This is a genomic window from Halobacillus sp. ABR2_026 (assembly GCF_056158545.1).
In genome coordinates, this window is record NZ_JBSWTM010000001.1 from 2,952,636 (window position 1) to 2,968,693 (window position 16,058).

The 16,058-nt window shown below is 43.2% G+C and carries 21 protein-coding genes; 7 read left to right on the top strand and 14 right to left on the bottom strand.

What is annotated here, in order from left to right; genetic code table 11:
- Positions 1-85 precede the first annotated feature (85 nt).
- Positions 86-844, top strand: a complete 759-nt coding sequence (locus ACXADE_RS15310; protein ID WP_474981302.1) for a TrmB family transcriptional regulator — start codon at positions 86-88, stop codon at positions 842-844.
- A gap of 38 nt (positions 845-882) precedes the next feature.
- Here the strand turns inward: ACXADE_RS15310 and ACXADE_RS15315 are convergent, their stop codons facing one another.
- Together ACXADE_RS15315 and ACXADE_RS15320 are read right to left on the bottom strand one after the other, a co-directional pair.
- Positions 883-1,122, bottom strand: a complete 240-nt coding sequence (locus ACXADE_RS15315; RefSeq protein ID WP_474981303.1) for a hypothetical protein — start codon at positions 1,120-1,122, stop codon at positions 883-885.
- A gap of 67 nt (positions 1,123-1,189) precedes the next feature.
- Complete coding sequence (locus ACXADE_RS15320; protein WP_474981304.1) at positions 1,190-1,786, bottom strand: serine/threonine protein kinase; 597 nt, start codon at positions 1,784-1,786, stop codon at positions 1,190-1,192.
- Between the two features lie 137 nt (positions 1,787-1,923).
- Here ACXADE_RS15320 and ACXADE_RS15325 point away from each other — a divergent pair, with 137 nt between their 5' ends.
- Positions 1,924-2,310: a hypothetical protein gene (locus ACXADE_RS15325; RefSeq protein WP_474981305.1), complete on the top strand. Its 387-nt coding sequence runs from the start codon at positions 1,924-1,926 to the stop codon at positions 2,308-2,310.
- Positions 2,311-2,346: 36 nt separating this feature from the next.
- Here ACXADE_RS15325 and ACXADE_RS15330 read toward each other — a convergent pair whose 3' ends face one another.
- Positions 2,347-2,598 carry a small, acid-soluble spore protein, alpha/beta type gene (locus ACXADE_RS15330; protein ID WP_474981306.1) on the bottom strand — a complete coding sequence of 84 codons (252 nt, stop codon included), beginning with the start codon at positions 2,596-2,598 and terminating at the stop codon, positions 2,347-2,349.
- Positions 2,598-2,801 carry a DUF4025 domain-containing protein gene (locus ACXADE_RS15335; RefSeq protein WP_474981307.1) on the bottom strand — a complete coding sequence of 68 codons (204 nt, stop codon included), beginning with the start codon at positions 2,799-2,801 and terminating at the stop codon, positions 2,598-2,600. Before ACXADE_RS15335 ends, ACXADE_RS15330 begins: the two co-directional genes overlap by 1 nt.
- Positions 2,802-2,928: 127 nt before the next feature.
- Here ACXADE_RS15335 and ACXADE_RS15340 point away from each other — a divergent pair, with 127 nt between their 5' ends.
- Positions 2,929-3,066: a hypothetical protein gene (locus tag ACXADE_RS15340; protein ID WP_474981308.1), complete on the top strand. Its 138-nt coding sequence runs from the start codon at positions 2,929-2,931 to the stop codon at positions 3,064-3,066.
- An 11-nt stretch (positions 3,067-3,077) separates the two neighbouring features.
- Here ACXADE_RS15340 and hpaB read toward each other — a convergent pair whose 3' ends face one another.
- From hpaB to ACXADE_RS15360, 4 genes are all read right to left on the bottom strand, one after another.
- The gene (gene hpaB, locus ACXADE_RS15345) at positions 3,078-4,517 is read right to left on the bottom strand and encodes a 4-hydroxyphenylacetate 3-monooxygenase, oxygenase component (protein WP_474981309.1); all 1,440 of its coding nucleotides are present in this window, start codon (positions 4,515-4,517) and stop codon (positions 3,078-3,080) included.
- A 157-nt stretch (positions 4,518-4,674) separates the two neighbouring features.
- A complete protein-coding gene (gene aceA / locus ACXADE_RS15350) occupies positions 4,675-5,967 on the bottom strand; it encodes an isocitrate lyase (RefSeq protein ID WP_474981310.1) in 1,293 nt (430 codons plus the stop codon).
- Between the two features lie 12 nt (positions 5,968-5,979).
- Positions 5,980-7,572, bottom strand: a complete 1,593-nt coding sequence (aceB, locus tag ACXADE_RS15355; RefSeq protein WP_474981311.1) for a malate synthase A — start codon at positions 7,570-7,572, stop codon at positions 5,980-5,982.
- A gap of 404 nt (positions 7,573-7,976) precedes the next feature.
- The gene (locus ACXADE_RS15360) at positions 7,977-8,858 is read right to left on the bottom strand and encodes a LysR family transcriptional regulator (RefSeq protein WP_474981312.1); all 882 of its coding nucleotides are present in this window, start codon (positions 8,856-8,858) and stop codon (positions 7,977-7,979) included.
- 111 nt (positions 8,859-8,969) lie between these two features.
- Here ACXADE_RS15360 and ACXADE_RS15365 point away from each other — a divergent pair, with 111 nt between their 5' ends.
- Positions 8,970-9,503, top strand: coding sequence for a flavodoxin family protein (locus ACXADE_RS15365; RefSeq protein ID WP_474982244.1), 534 nt, complete (start codon positions 8,970-8,972; stop codon positions 9,501-9,503).
- A gap of 81 nt (positions 9,504-9,584) precedes the next feature.
- Complete coding sequence (locus ACXADE_RS15370; protein WP_474981313.1) at positions 9,585-9,998, top strand: VOC family protein; 414 nt, start codon at positions 9,585-9,587, stop codon at positions 9,996-9,998.
- A gap of 32 nt (positions 9,999-10,030) precedes the next feature.
- On the opposite strand, the gene ACXADE_RS15375 is transcribed toward ACXADE_RS15370, so the two are convergent.
- The 3 genes from ACXADE_RS15375 to ACXADE_RS15385 all read right to left on the bottom strand — a co-directional run bounded on the left by ACXADE_RS15375 (position 10,031) and on the right by ACXADE_RS15385 (position 12,766).
- Positions 10,031-10,603: a histidine phosphatase family protein gene (locus ACXADE_RS15375; protein ID WP_474981314.1), complete on the bottom strand. Its 573-nt coding sequence runs from the start codon at positions 10,601-10,603 to the stop codon at positions 10,031-10,033.
- A 108-nt stretch (positions 10,604-10,711) separates the two neighbouring features.
- Positions 10,712-12,412 (bottom strand): dihydroxy-acid dehydratase, encoded by a 1,701-nt coding sequence (gene ilvD, locus ACXADE_RS15380; RefSeq protein ID WP_474981315.1) that lies wholly within the window; start codon positions 12,410-12,412, stop codon positions 10,712-10,714.
- 195 nt (positions 12,413-12,607) lie between these two features.
- Positions 12,608-12,766, bottom strand: coding sequence for a DUF1540 domain-containing protein (locus ACXADE_RS15385; RefSeq protein ID WP_474981316.1), 159 nt, complete (start codon positions 12,764-12,766; stop codon positions 12,608-12,610).
- Between the two features lie 250 nt (positions 12,767-13,016).
- Between ACXADE_RS15385 and murB the strand changes: the two genes are divergently transcribed.
- On the top strand, positions 13,017-13,937 hold the full coding sequence (gene murB / locus ACXADE_RS15390; protein WP_474981317.1) for a UDP-N-acetylmuramate dehydrogenase: 921 nt from the start codon (positions 13,017-13,019) through the stop codon (positions 13,935-13,937).
- An 87-nt stretch (positions 13,938-14,024) separates the two neighbouring features.
- Here murB and ACXADE_RS15395 read toward each other — a convergent pair whose 3' ends face one another.
- Genes ACXADE_RS15395 through ACXADE_RS15405 form a run of 3 tightly spaced genes read right to left on the bottom strand, consistent with a single transcriptional unit; the run spans position 14,025 to position 15,514 of the window.
- Positions 14,025-14,519: a lactoylglutathione lyase family protein gene (locus ACXADE_RS15395; protein WP_474981318.1), complete on the bottom strand. Its 495-nt coding sequence runs from the start codon at positions 14,517-14,519 to the stop codon at positions 14,025-14,027.
- A 21-nt stretch (positions 14,520-14,540) separates the two neighbouring features.
- Positions 14,541-15,380 (bottom strand): zinc-binding dehydrogenase, encoded by an 840-nt coding sequence (locus ACXADE_RS15400; RefSeq protein ID WP_474982245.1) that lies wholly within the window; start codon positions 15,378-15,380, stop codon positions 14,541-14,543.
- Positions 15,377-15,514, bottom strand: a complete 138-nt coding sequence (locus tag ACXADE_RS15405) for a hypothetical protein (RefSeq protein ID WP_474981319.1) — start codon at positions 15,512-15,514, stop codon at positions 15,377-15,379. Before ACXADE_RS15405 ends, ACXADE_RS15400 begins: the two co-directional genes overlap by 4 nt.
- Before the next feature lie 151 nt (positions 15,515-15,665).
- On the opposite strand from ACXADE_RS15405, the gene ACXADE_RS15410 reads away from it, so the two are divergent.
- A complete protein-coding gene (locus ACXADE_RS15410; RefSeq protein ID WP_474981320.1) occupies positions 15,666-16,037 on the top strand; it encodes a winged helix-turn-helix transcriptional regulator in 372 nt (123 codons plus the stop codon).
- The last annotated feature ends 21 nt before the right edge of the window (positions 16,038-16,058 follow it).

Genomic DNA, 16,058 nt, shown 5'->3' on the forward strand with positions numbered 1-16,058 from the left:
ACACAAAAGCCTCGAAACTGAGTCTTCCGCATTCCCATAATAAAGGTGTACACCTAAAATTCTTTTCATAAAAGCGAGGTACATGATGTTACAGAAATTCGGTTTTACTCAATATGAAAGCCAAGTATACGAAACCCTTACCGCGAGTGAGGATCCAATGGATGCTGCGACCATCGTCAAATATTCCCAAGTTCCAAAATCTAAAATTTACGAAGTGCTTCAACGACTCGTGGAAAAAGGGTTGATTCTTACATCATTTCAGGAACGAAAAAAACTTTATTCCGCTCTTTCTCTAGAAACGACCATTGAAAAGCTAACAACTGAATTTCAAACAAACATTGATGAGATGAGACACAACACCTATAAACTCCACGAATCAGATGAGCGGGTATGGACGATTCAAAACGAAGCCTCCATCCAGGCGCTTTTAAAAGAAAACATTGAAAAAGCTCAGGATGAAATCCTCCTTACGGGGTGGAGTGATGAATTGCAGCAGCTGCTCCCTCTTCTTGAAAAGAAAAAAAAAGCTGGAATCAAAGTAGAAATTTTATCAGTCGGAGAGCTGTACAGCTCCCCCTTCAATGCCCATGTGCTTCTTCCAGACGAACGACATGAAGCACTGGAAAGGCATAAGCTCATCATCATTGACAACGAAGAAATTTTGTTCGCTGGCGTTGAAGGTGGCGTGTTCCAAGGGATCCGTACATTATCAAAACCTCTCGTGAAGTTTTTCACTGAATTTTTTTACCATGACGTAGCTTTAACAGAAATCACGAAGAAATATGAAGACATCCTCCTGAAAGATGAAGAGGTAAGAGAAATTCTCATGAAGTTAAGGTACTGATTTCCACATAAAAAGGGCGCCCATTATGGGCGCCTTTTTTATACCTTTTCAACGATATAGGCTTTCTTTTCACGATAATATTTTTCCCCGTCTTTGGAAGAATGTTCGAAAAACCCTTCAAAGACATCTACAACTTTGTACTCTCTATCTGGTTCTGTGAACAATTGCGACTCATTGTTGGAAAGGACCAGAACATCTGTCGTGGAGACGAAACTGTCTAATTCCTTCGCTTTATAATTTTTTCCGATTTCTACTTCACTCAAACGATATTGTGTCATGATTTCATTCCACCTTTCTAGTACTGCAAATTCCCAGAAATATGGAATATCAAACGACTAAATCGACTTAAATAGGCAAGAGCCTTTTTCGATACAATCGTATGATAAATTCTATAAAGAAACGGGGATATTTTTTAGGAGCATACCGGCGCTGATAAAACGTCTCGTAAGCCCTTTTCAAGTCCCGCCAATGGGGGCAGTCCAACTCTTGCGTGAAACGGACGACATCGATCACCTTCACTTCGCCTTCAGAAGTGAGCAGGATATTTTTCAGATGTGTATCGGAAGGGTTGAAACCAAGCTCGTAAGCAAATTCGAGCGCTTCATCTACACGATGGACCATTTCATCAGTTATGGCTACTCCGTTGACAAGACAATCATAGAAGGTTATGCCTTCTACATACTGCATAGTCAAGTACCCTTCCCCCTTCTCATAAAATGCAGGGAAGAACTCATGATTGTTCAACTTCTCATAAACATCACCCTCAATATCAGCAAGCTCCTCATAACCGGGGTAAAAAATTTTTACAGCTATATTCGTTCCCGTCAGTTGAAAAACAACAGCACTTCTTCCTTCGCCCACCCATTTCAGTTCGCGTGGAACCTGGATGAGACGTTGACCTTCAAACTGTACTTTTCCAACCAAATCTTTGATATTCCCCATAAAGATTCTCCTCTGTGAAAAAGCCATGTTATTACTATACATTATAACAAAATTCAGATAAAAGACGTGTATTTTTGTTTGACATTGATAATCATTATCAACTATTATGATGATATCACGTTGAAAGGAGAATGGCTATGGAGAATATCTTAACCGTTCTACGACCGTTTACTTATGAAAAAGGCAATCAAGGATGCTCCTGTCATGAGATGGTTGAATTCCATCCAGGAGACCACCTTCATATAATGGAAGATCCCTTTTATGTAGATCAGGCAGGCTGGCATATCGCCGTCGGAAAAAATGAAAGTGACCCTTTTTACATGTCCATTCCATTCATCGACGAAAGATACGAGGACCGTTCTCTTTATACCGAAATGGATTTAGATTTGGCCATCCTCATTCACCAGCATCGAATTGATCAATCACTGGCCGCTAAAAACAAGTCCGAATTCATCTATCATAAACAGGAGCTGGATACATTGCTGCTGATGCACCCTAAAAAAATGCTCACCAACAATGAATAAAGATAATCAAAAATAAAAGGCGCCTGCCAGCGCCTTTTATTTTTCCATTTGTTCACGAGCTCTTTTCACCAATTCTTTTACCATGGTTCCGCCGATACGGCCACCGATCCGCCCTGCATCTCTTGATGAAAGTTCAAGATTTCCACCTTTAGAATGCAGAGGGATGCCTTGCTCCCTTGCCACTTCGTATTTCGTTTGCTCAGGAGAAGATGTCCTTTGAAGATCCACTTTCATTTGATCAAGCCCAGCCCGGGCCTCAGGAACTAACAATTGATTCCTGCGAGCCATCAGCGATTACGCCTTTTCCCTTTCTTGACGTCTTCACCCCGATGACTAATCAACTGTCCATCATTATCCACTTCATCTATTTTCGCATCAAACGTACCTTCTGTAAGCGTATCTGAAACCTGCTCTTGTGTGATCGCTAACCCCTGGGAGCTGAAATCCTCCCTTTCGTCATTCGTTTTACGTTTCTTTGATTTGTGATTCATCCAAAAAAACCTCCTTCACCCGTAGCTTCTGCCTATAGGAAAAAACCATTCATTGTCAGCTTTTGCCTGCAAATGAAAGGGATAAAGCAGACCCTCTATCTCCAAAATAAGTGTCAGGAGGTGTGTTATGAGTAAAAAGAGCAATGCTTATAAAAGAAACGCTGGAAACACAGTAAACCCACAAGGGATCTCTGAAGATACTGCCGATCAACAGCCACAATCTCAATTGGAGCAAAAAGCGAAAAAAGCGAATGCGAAACGATAAGAAGCTGACATTTACTTGTCAGCTTCTTTGGTTAAAAATGGGTGAATGCTGCTAGATGCTGTCCGATCATCATATAGTTGGTAGATGGTTTGAGAAAGCCTGATAGGGTCTCCAAAAAAGAAGCGCTCATACTGCGTTTGTCTTGAACCGAAACTGCTCATCGTCAAGTCCCAAGCCAGACGAAATAGAGCGACCCGATCCTGCCCCTTCACATCAACCCCTTGAAGGAAATGATCGAGTTCTTCCCCCATTTCTCCTTCGAAATCCTTCTCTTTAGGAATACTCATCATCCCACTCGCCCCAAGCAACTGTAAGATTTCAGAAAATCGAGGATAGGCTTCCTGAAAATGATTGACAGCTACATATAAAGGCTGTTTAGCAGGTACCATGATTCCCGAGTCATCCAGTGAAGCTTCTTGTTCTGATTTAAGAACAAGGGCTTTCATTACTTCCAACCCTTTTACAATTTCTACCACTTTGCTTTGCACATGCTGATATTCTCCAATTTGTATCGTGTCTACAATTGCCTGCGCCACCCCTAACAGAAATTCAGTTTTTACAATTTGACGGGAGACGATTTGATGCAGCGTAAATGGGACAAATTTCCCTTGGACATACATTCGGGTAGTCGCACGAATATTATCATGGATGAATACGCGCTCCCAAGGGACGACCACATGATCGAAGAGTACGATGGTGTCCATTTCCTCAAACTTGGAAGACAAAGGATAATCATACGAAGACCCTGTGTGCGCAAAGGATTCTCTACATATGAACTTCACCCCTTTTGTATCACTCGGGATGGAGAAGCAGTACGCCTGATTATTATCTTGAGCGCCTGGAGCGGAGAAAACGATCAATTCATCCGTAATCCCACCCTGGGTAGCGAGCAGCTTAGCTCCGCGAATAACAATCCCCTCATCCGTACGATCGACAATGCGGGCATTGGTAACATCCTCTTCTAAAAAGGCTAACTTCGAACGATTGCTTTGAGGATTGACAAATGTATGCGTGAACGATAAATCATTCTCGCGGGCATAGTCGTAAAACTTAAGAAGCCGCTCTGGATAGCAGTTTTCTTCTCCATCCAATACATCAATGGATGCTGCGAAGGCAGCGAGCACTGTATTCATGTAATCAGGGCTTCTTCCCATGACTCCTCCAGAATGATGTGCCCACCGCTGGATCATTTTTCTTCTTCGCTCCCACTCCCCTTTTGTACTAGGTATTAAATAAGAGAGGCCTAATTGATTCCCTGTGATCTCAGAGGGAAAGGTCATTTCATCCATAGAGGAGCACTGAAGATCATACAGTTCCGCCTGGCTCTTAATGATCCCTTTGAAAGCTTCATGTTCAGAGATTTTCCCTTTGACTCTCTCTCCAGCTATCCAGACTTCCGTAGTCATTCCATCAATCCGCCGTTTATACTCATCTCCTGAAATCACCGGCATGTTATCACTCCTGATTTTAACCATTCACTGAAAATGACTGATAACATACCATATTAATTTGATGCAGAAGTGTGAGCTATGGACAAGAAAAAGACGAAAAGTCAAAAAAGAAACGCCAGAAGTCTGGCTTCTGACGTCCTCTTTTTCTTCCTGGTTTCTATGAGGGGCTTACAGTTTCCGAATTAAATTGTTCGGATTCTGTAGATCCTTTTAGAGCGGTTGTAGACGATGTGCCACCAGATATGACCTGAGCAACCTCATCAAAATATCCTGTTCCTACCTCGCGCTGGTGTCTGGTCGCTGAGTACCCATGAATCTCACTGGCGAACTCAGCCTGTTGAAGTTCAGAGTAGGCTTCCATCCCACGGTCTTTGTATTGACGGGCCAATTCGAACATCCCATGATTTAAAGCATGGAATCCTGCCAGCGTAACGAACTGGAACTTATACCCCATTTCTCCCAGCTCCCTTTGGAAGTTAGCGATAGTTTCATCACTCAGTTTTTTCTTCCAATTGAAGGAAGGTGAGCAATTATAGGCGAGCAGCTTTCCAGGATATTGTTCGTGAATAGCTTCAGCAAATTGGCGAGCCTCTTCCAAATTCGGTTCCGAAGTTTCACACCAAACCAAATCAGCATAAGGCGCATAAGCTAGTCCCCGGGCTATCGCCTGGTCCAGCCCCGAACGTGTTTTGAAGAATCCTTCTGCTGTTCTCTCCCCTGTAATAAAAGGATCGTCGTATGGATCGACATCACTGGTAATCAAATCGGCTGCATTCGCATCTGTCCGGGCGATAATAATCGTAGGCACTCCCATAACGTCAGCAGCGAATCGAGCGGAGATAAGATTACGAACCGCCGTCTGTGTCGGTAACAGGACCTTACCACCGAGATGCCCGCACTTCTTCTCGGAGGAAAGTTGGTCTTCAAAGTGAACAGCAGCTGCTCCAGCTTCAATCATGCCTTTCATCAGTTCGAAAACGTTCAATTGGCCGCCAAAACCTGCTTCCGCATCTGCCACAATAGGCGCAAACCAATCAATCTCATTCTTTCCTTCCATATGATGAATTTGATCGGCTCTTTGAAGCGCTTGATTGATTCTTTTCACCACTTGAGGGACACTGTTTGCAGGATAGAGGCTTTGGTCAGGGTACATATGACCGGAGAGGTTGGCATCAGCTGCCACCTGCCATCCACTCAAATAAATAGCTTTTAAACCAGCTTTCACCTGTTGCATCGCCTGGTTCCCCGTGAGCGCACCAAGAGCGTGAACATAATCTTCTTCCTGCATCAATTTCCACAGTTTTTGTGAACCTTTTTCCGCCAGCGTATGTTGAATATCCATAGACCCTCTTAAGCGGATAACTTCTTCAGCTTCATAGGGGCGAATAACCCCCTTCCACCGGTTTTCATCTTCCCATTGCTGCTGCAGATTCTCTACTCTTTTATTCATAAAATCTCCCCCTCAGGATAAATGATTGTAGGCATTTAAAGTTAAAAATTCTGGAAATTCATCATCACAAATCAATTGATCAAATAGTTGAGCCGCTTCCTCATAAGACCCCGATTCAAAAGCGGCATCCCCTACTTCCCATCGGATCGCTTCCATTTCTTCATCTTTCCATGCGGCATACAGTTCCAAAGTGATCTCTCGCCCATCATTCAAAACACCTTTTGGATGCCGGATCCATTGCCACACTTGAGCTCTTGAAATTTCTGCAGTAGCCGCGTCTTCCATCAAGTGATGGATCGGGGCAGCCCCTCTACCATCCAACCAGGAAGCCATATATTGTATCCCGACATTTATATTCGTTCTCAAACCTTTTTCAGTGATTGATCCCTCGGGAACCTCAAGGAGATCGTCCTGGCGGTAGATTGTTTCTTCCGGACTTTTATTCAATTGATTCGCATCAGGCATATATTTGTCAAAAATATCCATCGCTGTGCCGACCATACCCGGGTGGGCGACCCATGTCCCGTCGTGCCCATCTTTCACTTCCCGCTCTTTATCTGCACGTACTTTTTCAAAAGCGGCTTCGTTTTTATCTTTGTCATTTTTCACAGGAATCTGGGCAGCCATTCCGCCCATAGCATGAGCTCCCCGCTTGTGGCAGGTTTGAATCGTCAACTTGGAATACGCCCTCATAAACGGCACTGTCATGGTTACATCTGCTCGATCCGGCAGAAGAAATTGTTCGTTATGTCGGAACTTTTTCAAATAGCTGAAAATGTAATCCCAGCGGCCGCAGTTCAACCCAGCAGAATGGTTTCTTAACTCATAAAGGATTTCATCCATTTCAAAAGCTGCCATAATCGTTTCGATCAAAACCGTCGCTTTAATCGTTCCTTGAGGGATATTCATGTATTCCTGTGCGAAAACAAATACGTCATTCCACAGGCTCGCTTCACGATGATTCTCGAGTTTCGGCAAGTAAAAATACGGTCCAGAACCATTTTCCATTAACTTTTTCGCATTGTGAAAAAAATAAAGTCCAAAATCCACGAGACTGCCGGAAAGTCTTTCCTGGTTATAGGTGAGATGCTTTTCTTCTAAATGCCACCCCCGGGGGCGCACTTTAAGTACAGCGGTTTTTTCTTTTAACGCATACACTTTGCCACTTTTGTTTACAAAGCGGATGTTCTTTCTGACCGCATCTCTCAAATTGATCTGCCCTTGAATGGTGTTCTGCCAAGTAGGTGAGTTGGCATCCTCAAAGTCAGCCATAAACACTTTTGCACCGGAATTCAGACCATTGATGACCATTTTCCGGTCAACGGGACCTGTAATTTCCACCCGACGATCTTGAAGATCTTCGGGTATAGGAGCTATCGTCCAATGAGATTCTCTAATTTTCTTTGTAGCCTCGAGAAATCCAGGTCTTTCTCCTTGGTCAAGTTTCTTTTGAATATCCCTGCGATCCTGGAGTAGCTTTACTCTTTGGTCATTGAACTTTTCATGAAGTTGAATCAAGAACTTTAAAGCTTCATCTGTCAGAATCTTTTCAAATCCATCATGCATCGTACCGTGAATTTCAATACCGGACAATCGAGTTTCCATGAATTCGCCACCTTCTGTTGTATATTAAAGATAAATAAAAAATTACTGATATATAACAGTAAGGGTGTGATTATTCGTCTTTTTTGGAAAGACACCGATCGCACTCCATCATGTAATTGTAAGTATGACCCTCAATTTTTGAACCACATTGCGGACAAGGAACCGTTTGTTGTTTTTTCATTTGAACTCCTCCTTTGTTATAACAGAACTATTTTTATTAATCTGTTATGGTACAGTTTACTGTGGGAAATTAGAATTTGCAACCGTTTTCTGAAATTTTTTAAAATTTAGGCGTTTATGTGACATAGAAAAGGCGCTGGACGTAGGGTCCAGCGCTTTTAAAAACTTTATTAGATTCACTTTAAAACAATGATTGTTTAACTGTTATCATACAGCAGCAAGAATTAATGAAGTTCGTGAAGCAATTGAATAAATTTCCCGAGAGAAGGCGATAACCATTTTTTCTTATGATGGATGATCTGTATGAATAACACCAACTCTTCATGGTCAAATTCCAGCGTCCGCAAATTTCCATCCTTCAATTCTTTTGTAACCGCCATTTCCGGGAGCATGGCTATTCCAAGGTCATCAACCACGCATTGTTTAATGGCCTCAATACTCGTAAAGGAAATGATAGAACGAGGTTCTACCGAATGCTCTTTCAAAAGCTTCTCTAACATATTTCTGTATGAACAGCCCTTTTCTGTAAGAATGAGCGTTTCATGCTCGATATGATGCAGATTCACGCTTTCTTTTCCCACTAGAGGATGGCTATGAGGGGCGACCATCACCATCCGTTCTTTTCGGATCGGGAAAGTTTTCAGTTGGGGATGATGGATTTCCTCATCCAATACAACAGCGAGATCGTATTGACTTTCTAATACACCTTCTTTTAGATTCGGACAGAGTCCGGACTCCAACTGAATGCGCAAATCAGGATTTTGCTCTTTGAACGTTTTCAATGATTTCGATATAAAATATGCGGCCAAAGATTCTACAGATCCAATTCTGACAGTCCCGCGCATCCGGACATTTGCAGACAAGTGGCTTTCTGCTTCTTCCAAGAGATCGATCACTTGTTCCACATAGAAAAGCAGCTGCTCACCGGATTGAGTCAGCCTCATGGATTGTCCGGCACGTTCTAAAAGCTTGACTCCATAATATTCTTCTAATTTTTTTATTTGTGTCGTCACACTGGATTGTGCATATCCTAATTCTTCTCCTGTCCTGGTATAACTCCCCCATTTTGCTAATTCTTTAAACGTGTATAAGTACGAAATGTCCATGTATCCACCTCTATCATTTTTTACAATAGTTATTATCAATAAGTATAGATAACTATGATACTCCATTCAATGATATAATCTCAAAAGAAGAAGGGAGTAGAATTCATGAGAATTTTAACGATATTAGGAAGTTCACGCCAGAATGGAAACTCTGAGTATCTTGCCATGAAAGCTATGGACGGGGTGGAACACACGCAGCTGCGTCTTAGTGATTACAACATTCTACCCATTATGGATGAGCGTCATAGTGAAGAGGGCTTCTCGCCGGTGGAGGATGATTATGAAGCGTTACTTCGTGAATTTTTATCCCACGATTTGATTTTATTCGTCACTCCGATTTACTGGTTTGGAATGACTTCCCATATGAAATTGTTCTTTGACCGCTGGTCCCAATATATGCGTGATGACCGTTTTGATTTTAAGAATCAGATTCATGGGAAAAAGGCCTATGTTATAACAACCGGAGGAAGTAACCCATATGTCACGGGGTTGCCGTTGATTCAGCAATTTGGTCACATTTTCGATTTCGTAGGGATGAATTTTGAAGACTACGTAATCGGTCATGCCGTTAAACCAGGGGATATTCAGAAAGATCTCCTGGCCCTGGATAAAATGAAAGCTTGGAACCATACTTTTAAAAAATAATCGAACGAATGTTCTTGTTTTCTTCTGATCAACAGCATATAATAAGGGTGCTCAACTATTTTAAAAGGAGTGTTCACTTTTATGAAGCAACAGGCAACGCCCTATCTAACGTTCAATGGTCATGCAAAGGAAGCTTTGAACTTTTATAAGCAGGTTTTTGATGGCGAAATCACCCAGATGCAGACTTTCGGAGAGGCTGACTTTGAAACCCCGCCTGAAATGGACGACCGTGTGATGCATGCACGATTTCAAAAAGGTGCACTGTTCTTTATGGTTTCCGATTCTTTTTCTGAAGAGGAAATACAGACTGGAGGAAACATCGCTCTTGTTTTAGAATTTGATCAGGAGGATGAGATTCAAACCTATTACAACCGTCTAAAACAAAATGGAACGGTATTGATGGAGCTTCAAGATACTTTCTGGGGCGCGGCCTATGCAAAAGTGAAAGACTCATACGGAATTACTTGGGATTTAAATCATACAAAAGAACAGTAAAAAAAGAGCGGCTCTTAGTTGAGCCGCTCTTTTCATTCCAGATGCAGGGTACAATTAAACCGATCACAGCACCATTGATCATTTCTGAAATAAACTTCCGATAAGGAAGTGTTTTTCATATGCTCTTCCTTTATACATGCAGGATCCAACTCTCTCAGCAAGAGACTAATCCATGCCCCATGACTGACAACGATAATATTTTTTCCACGATGATGGTGTAAAACATCATCCATGAACGATACTCCTCTGGTGACTACCTGCTGGGGAGGCTCCAATCCCAAGTCTAAAGACCTCCAATCCTCCCCCCACTGGGCTACTCTTTCGGGTTCTGTCGTTCCTTCGATTTGACCGCCGCCGGCCTCTTTCAGCCTCTCATCGAACACAATTTCCAAGTTTGTTTTTTCCTGTATGTATTCGGCTGTCTGTTGCGCCCTTTTCAAAGGACTTGAATAGAGGACATCCCAAGAATGATCACTCATTCTCCCTGCCAGCTTTCGGGCGTCCGATTTCCCATCGTCATCCAATAGTATATCTGAACTCCCCTGGGCTCTTTTTTCTTTATTCCATAGTGTACTTCCATGTCTGATTAAAGCAACCTTTGTCATATCATCCCTCCCCCTCTTCATTTTCTACAAAAGTCCTCCTTCTCCTCCTCTGGGATTTCCTGATTCACACCATCACAAAAATACCCGGAGCGCACTCCGGGTCTCTTCTTACTCTTCATGATCCAAATCAGTGACAGCGCCTTTGGATGAGGAGGACACAAGCCTAGCATATTTAGCAAGTACCCCTCTTTTATGTTTAGGTTCCGGACGCTTCCACGCCTGTTTTCTCCGTTCGTATTCTTGCTCATCCACTTCAAAGTTAATTTGCTGTGTATCACTATCGATTGTGATGGTGTCTCCTTCATGCAACAAGCCAATTGGACCTCCAACAAAGGCTTCCGGTGCCACATGACCAATGACGAAACCATGGGAACCACCGGAGAATCGACCGTCCGTAAGAAGAGCCACTTTGCCGCCTAACCCTTTTCCTACAATCATGGCGGTAATGGAGAGCATCTCAGGCATTCCAGGTCCCCCTTTAGGACCTACATTACGAACGACCAGCACATCTCCCTCTTTAATCTCATCGTTGACGATTGCTTCTGTCGCTTCATCTTCACTATTATAGACCCGTGCCGGACCCTCAAAGCGGCTGATTTTTTGGCCGGACATTTTGGCTACGGCTCCTTCCGGGGCGAGATTGCCTTTGAGAACGACCAATGGACCTTTTTCCTTGATCGGCTGATCGAATGGAACAATTACTTTCTGCCCTTCTTTCAAAGAAGGAACTTCCGCTAAGTTTTCAGCGACGGTCTTTCCTGTGACGGTTAGACAGTCACCGTGGAGCAACCCTTCCTCCAGAAGGAGCTTCATGACAGCCGGCACTCCCCCGCTCTCATATAAATCCTGCATGACATACTTTCCACTTGGTTTCATGTCCGCGATATGAGGAACTTCCTGTCTCACACGCTCAAAGTCATCCAGTGTGAGATCTACATCTGCAGAATGGGCCATGGCCAGAAGATGTAGAAAAGCATTGGTGGAGCCACCAAGAGCCATCACAACCGTAATGGCGTTTTCAAAAGCTTCTTTTGTCATAATGTCGCGCGGATAAATGTCCTTTTCGAGAAGCTCAAGGACAAGTTCTCCTGCCTGCTTACATTCTGACTCTTTATAATCGTTCACCGCAGGCGTTGAAGAGGAACCAGGGATACTCATCCCCAAGGCTTCTACTGCAGAGGCCATGGTATTGGCGGTATACATTCCTCCGCAGGCTCCCGCTCCAGGACAAGCGTTACACTCCACACGGTGTAGTTGTTGATCATCAATCTGTCCTTCATGATACTGACCGACCGCTTCAAAGGAGGAGACAATATCAATATCTTCGCCATCCAGTTTGCCTGGTTGAATGGTCCCGCCATATACGTACACGGAAGGAATATTCAAACGCCCAATAGAAATCAGACACCCGGGAGTCGTTTTATCACAACCGCCGATTGCAACGAGGCCGTCCAGTCTTTCAGCATTCGTAACGGTTTCAATGGAATCAGCAATGACTTCACGGGATGGAAGGGAGTAAAACATCCCCTCATGCCCCATGGCGATTCCGTCAGCCACTGTGATCGTATTGAAGATCATCGGCGCGCCACCATTTTCTCCCGCTCCGCTTTTCGCTTCTTGAGCGAGTTTATCGATATGTACATTACAAGGTGTAACCTCACTCCATGTACTGGCAATTCCGATCATCGGCCTTTGGAAGTCTTCATCTGTAAATCCAACCGCCCTCAACATCGAGCGGTTCGGGACACGGTTGACACCTTCACTGATGACTTTACTTCTGATTCTCAAATCTTTTTTTGTTTTTTCCATCCCTTTCACCCCTTTGAAAAATGGTCGAACATTTTAATAAATGAAAATAACTTACCATGATGATACTAACAAGTAAGGAGCATAGCAATGATTTTTCTGAATATAATAAACTTTCTGTATAATAAAACGCTTTCATTTAGAGAAAAATATGAAAAAAAGGCCTGCAGAAACGCAGACCCTTCTATTAGGTGAAGGCTACACATTGGCAGGTTTGAATGTTTTACAATCCGTTTCTTCACTGTGTGACGCTTTTTCACCAGTGTGGCTGACAACGAAAATTTCATCCGCTCCGCAGGAAATACCGTCTTTATTGTGGACGCAATTACGAACTTCACATTTCACATCTAATGCCATTTCCAACACCTCCCTATCGTGATTATTTTCACCTTATGGACGTATTATATTCTTGTCAGTAATGTCCATCTCCCTCCGGAAAATCCTACACAATGACCACAATGATTTGTGATAGAATAGATAGCATGATTGTAATGAAGCAAAATGAACTTTTCATACGCTGCTTCATAACATTGTAGTAGAACCAATCGTTAAAAAGCTGGTTGAGGTCCAACCCGAATTTAATCAACTAATAATAGGACTGGTGGTTATGAATAACAAACAAAAGATCTACAATAAATTGTTGAAGCTTGTCAAAGAGGAAAACGTTAAAGTGGATGAAATGTTGAAAGACCACTTGTATACAAAGCTTGGAGGAAGAGCTGATTTTTTCATCACTCCAACTTCCTACGAAGAAATCCAGAATGTCGTTAAGCTTTCCAATGAAGACGATATTCCTTTCACCCTCCTCGGCAATGGTTCGAATTTGATTATTAAAGACGGTGGAATACGTGGGATTGTCATCAATTTAAAGCACCTCGATGATATATCCTCTGACGGAGATACGGTTGTAGCCCAGAGTGGCGCACGAATCATCGATGCTTCTCGTTATGCCCTGTCTGAAAACCTGTCCGGTCTTGAATTTGCCTGCGGCATCCCCGGAACTGTCGGTGGGGCTTTATACATGAACGCTGGAGCATATGGCGGAGAGATCAAAGATGTGCTGGATTATGCTTATGTGGTTGATAAACAAGGAAACCTCGTAAAGCGGCTGGCTTCTGAGCTTGACCTCGATTACCGTACAAGTAACATTCCTGATAATGGAGACATTGTCGTTGAAGCCACTTTCCATTTAAAGCCTGCTAAATATGAGGACATTAAAGAAGTGATGGACGACTTGACTTTCAAACGGGAGTCCAAGCAGCCGCTAGAATATCCTTCTTGTGGAAGTGTTTTCAAACGACCACCAGGATACTTCGCCGGAAAACTGATCCAGGACAGCGACCTGCAGGGAATCAATATCGGAGGGGCCGAGGTTTCTAAAAAGCACGCTGGGTTCATCATCAACAAAGATAATGCCACGACCTCGGATTACATCTCCTTAATTGAACACGTTCAAAAAACGGTCAAAGAAAAATTCGGAGTTGATCTTGAGAGAGAAGTCCGCATCATAGGAGAAGATAAAGAATAAAGAAACAGCCTGCGCATAAACGCAGGCTGTTTCTTTATTCTTTTCACTTCTTCATTTTTCGTATCGTTCAGGCGGCACAACCCCCTCTTAGTATGCACCTTTCGAATACGTCAACTCATAGCTGTGGGTGTAGATCTCAAATACGTTTCCGAAAGGATCTTCCACATAAACCATCTTGTATGGCTTTTCCCCTGGGTAATATTCACGGATCGGCATCCGCTGTTTTCCGCCTTTTGCTTTGACCTTTTCCACAACGTCTTCGATATTCGGGTCTTGGATACAGAAATGAAATATTCCATTCTTCCAATACTCGAAGTTGTTTTCCGGCTCTTCCTGGTTGGGAAATTCAAAAAGCTCTATTCCGATTTTATCTCCTGTTGAGAGATGAGCGATTCTAAATTTGTCCCAATCATCTCCGAATACATCCCGGCACATTTGACCGACGGGTGTATCATCATTGAAAACCTCGGAAGGATCCATCAAGACATACCACCCGAAAAGTTCGGTGTAAAACTCAATCGCTTTTTCTAAATCAGGTACAGACAAACCAATATGTGAAAAACTTCTTGGATATGGATACATATCTTAAAACTCCTTTGCTTCTTATAATTTGGCTACGATTTTTCCTTTGACGTGACGTTCTGACAACCGTTCCAGGGCATTGGGAACCCCTTCCAATGAAATCGTCTCTTCGTGTAGGGATCTAAGACTGCCTTCCGCCAACATGTTCAACATCACGTCACCAATGACAGCGAGGTCCTTTCGGGATCGATCATCTGCCTGATGGGTCGCTCCAAGGGCAATTTCATGAAGGGAGGGCACATTTGTAAATGGCTTTACTTTAGCAAAATCAGGAGCACCAGCAATGTATACAAGGTGTCCCATAAAAGCAAGAAAATCGAGAGCCGCTGTTGCACTTTCACGGCCGATCGCATCAATAACTGCATCCACACCCCGCCCGTTAGTGATTTCTGCTATTCTCTCCCCAACGTCACCTTTGCGATAATCAATCACATAATCGGCACCCAGCTCGTGCACATGATCATGGTTATTGGAAGAAGCCGTGGTGATAACCGTCTTTCCTGCGGCTTTTGCAAGTTGAACCCCATAACCACCAACACCACCTGCACCCCCATGAATCAGGATTGTTTCTATATGGTTGAGGGGGAGCTTACGATGGATAGCCTGATAGGCCGTATAACCGGCAGTTGGTAGAGCCGCAGCAGCTTCAAAGCTGATTTCATCAGGGATTTGTGAAATTGTATCAGCGGTCGTCACAGCAAATTCAGCATAAGCTCCTTTCCTTTGCAAATCTCCGTGGTAAACGACTCTGTCCCCTTCTTTCCAATGGGTAACACCTTTTCCAAGAGCTGCAATGGTACCGGCAGCGTCAAGACCCAGAATATGAGGATACGACCAGTCCGAATGACCATTTGCCGCTATTTGTAATCAACAGGATTCAATCCGACCGCGTGTACTTCAATGAGGACTTCCCCCTCCTCGGGAGCAGGCATCTCTACTTCTTCAACCTTCATTTCTCTCCGGCCATTTTTTTCATGTAAAAGCAATGCTTTCATTTGTTACCCTCTCCTTATCCATCCGTTTCTTTCCACAAACGTAACAATATCCTTTATACTAACGAGTGGACAAAAGAGATACAAGAAGGCACTTTTCAGTAACTGAGTTACTAAAGAGTAACCTATGATCTTATAGAAATGAGGCATATACATGAAAGAACTGCAGTCTGACTACCAATGTGCGATCAATTTAGTCATAGATTTAGTTGGTGGGAAATGGAAAGTATTAATCTTATGGCATCTGAATGAAGGAGACAAACGATTCAACGAATTAAAAAAGACCATTCACGGCGTCACTAAAAAGATGTTGACCCAACAATTGAGGGAACTTGAGGAACATAGACTTGTAAAGAGAACAGTCTTTGAAGACGTTCCGCCGAGAGTAGTCTATGCAACGACGGATATCGGCCGTAAGATTCAACCCGTCCTTTATGAGATGTGTAAATGGGGCGATGACTATGCAGAAAAAAATAGCATCCAAATGAACAGCCACTGGACAGGCCGGGATTTCATGCAAAAATAAAAACGACCTCTCACAAGGTCG

What these genes read in the sequence shown, in the direction of transcription:
- ACXADE_RS15330 (WP_474981306.1), bottom strand. Translation starts at nt 2,598, where the DNA reads ATGGCTCGCAGGAATCAATTGTTAGTTCCTGAGGCCCGGGCTGGGCTT.
- hpaB (WP_474981309.1), bottom strand. Translation starts at nt 4,517, where the DNA reads ATGCCGGTGATTTCAGGAGATGAGTATAAACGGCGGATTGATGGAATG.
- ACXADE_RS15395 (WP_474981318.1), bottom strand. Translation starts at nt 14,519, where the DNA reads ATGTATCCATATCCAAGAAGTTTTTCACATATTGGTTTGTCTGTACCT.
- ACXADE_RS15370 (WP_474981313.1), top strand. Translation starts at nt 9,585, where the DNA reads ATGAAGCAACAGGCAACGCCCTATCTAACGTTCAATGGTCATGCAAAG.
- ilvD (WP_474981315.1), bottom strand. Translation starts at nt 12,412, where the DNA reads ATGGAAAAAACAAAAAAAGATTTGAGAATCAGAAGTAAAGTCATCAGT.
- ACXADE_RS15385 (WP_474981316.1), bottom strand. Translation starts at nt 12,766, where the DNA reads ATGGCATTAGATGTGAAATGTGAAGTTCGTAATTGCGTCCACAATAAA.
- murB (WP_474981317.1), top strand. Translation starts at nt 13,017, where the DNA reads ATGAATAACAAACAAAAGATCTACAATAAATTGTTGAAGCTTGTCAAA.
- ACXADE_RS15360 (WP_474981312.1), bottom strand. Translation starts at nt 8,858, where the DNA reads ATGGACATTTCGTACTTATACACGTTTAAAGAATTAGCAAAATGGGGG.
- ACXADE_RS15310 (WP_474981302.1), top strand. Translation starts at nt 86, where the DNA reads ATGTTACAGAAATTCGGTTTTACTCAATATGAAAGCCAAGTATACGAA.
- ACXADE_RS15325 (WP_474981305.1), top strand. Translation starts at nt 1,924, where the DNA reads ATGGAGAATATCTTAACCGTTCTACGACCGTTTACTTATGAAAAAGGC.
- ACXADE_RS15335 (WP_474981307.1), bottom strand. Translation starts at nt 2,801, where the DNA reads ATGAATCACAAATCAAAGAAACGTAAAACGAATGACGAAAGGGAGGAT.
- ACXADE_RS15340 (WP_474981308.1), top strand. Translation starts at nt 2,929, where the DNA reads ATGAGTAAAAAGAGCAATGCTTATAAAAGAAACGCTGGAAACACAGTA.
- ACXADE_RS15320 (WP_474981304.1), bottom strand. Translation starts at nt 1,786, where the DNA reads ATGGGGAATATCAAAGATTTGGTTGGAAAAGTACAGTTTGAAGGTCAA.
- ACXADE_RS15375 (WP_474981314.1), bottom strand. Translation starts at nt 10,603, where the DNA reads ATGACAAAGGTTGCTTTAATCAGACATGGAAGTACACTATGGAATAAA.
- ACXADE_RS15315 (WP_474981303.1), bottom strand. Translation starts at nt 1,122, where the DNA reads ATGACACAATATCGTTTGAGTGAAGTAGAAATCGGAAAAAATTATAAA.
- ACXADE_RS15410 (WP_474981320.1), top strand. Translation starts at nt 15,666, where the DNA reads ATGAAAGAACTGCAGTCTGACTACCAATGTGCGATCAATTTAGTCATA.
- aceB (WP_474981311.1), bottom strand. Translation starts at nt 7,572, where the DNA reads ATGGAAACTCGATTGTCCGGTATTGAAATTCACGGTACGATGCATGAT.
- ACXADE_RS15405 (WP_474981319.1), bottom strand. Translation starts at nt 15,514, where the DNA reads ATGAAAGCATTGCTTTTACATGAAAAAAATGGCCGGAGAGAAATGAAG.
- aceA (WP_474981310.1), bottom strand. Translation starts at nt 5,967, where the DNA reads ATGAATAAAAGAGTAGAGAATCTGCAGCAGCAATGGGAAGATGAAAAC.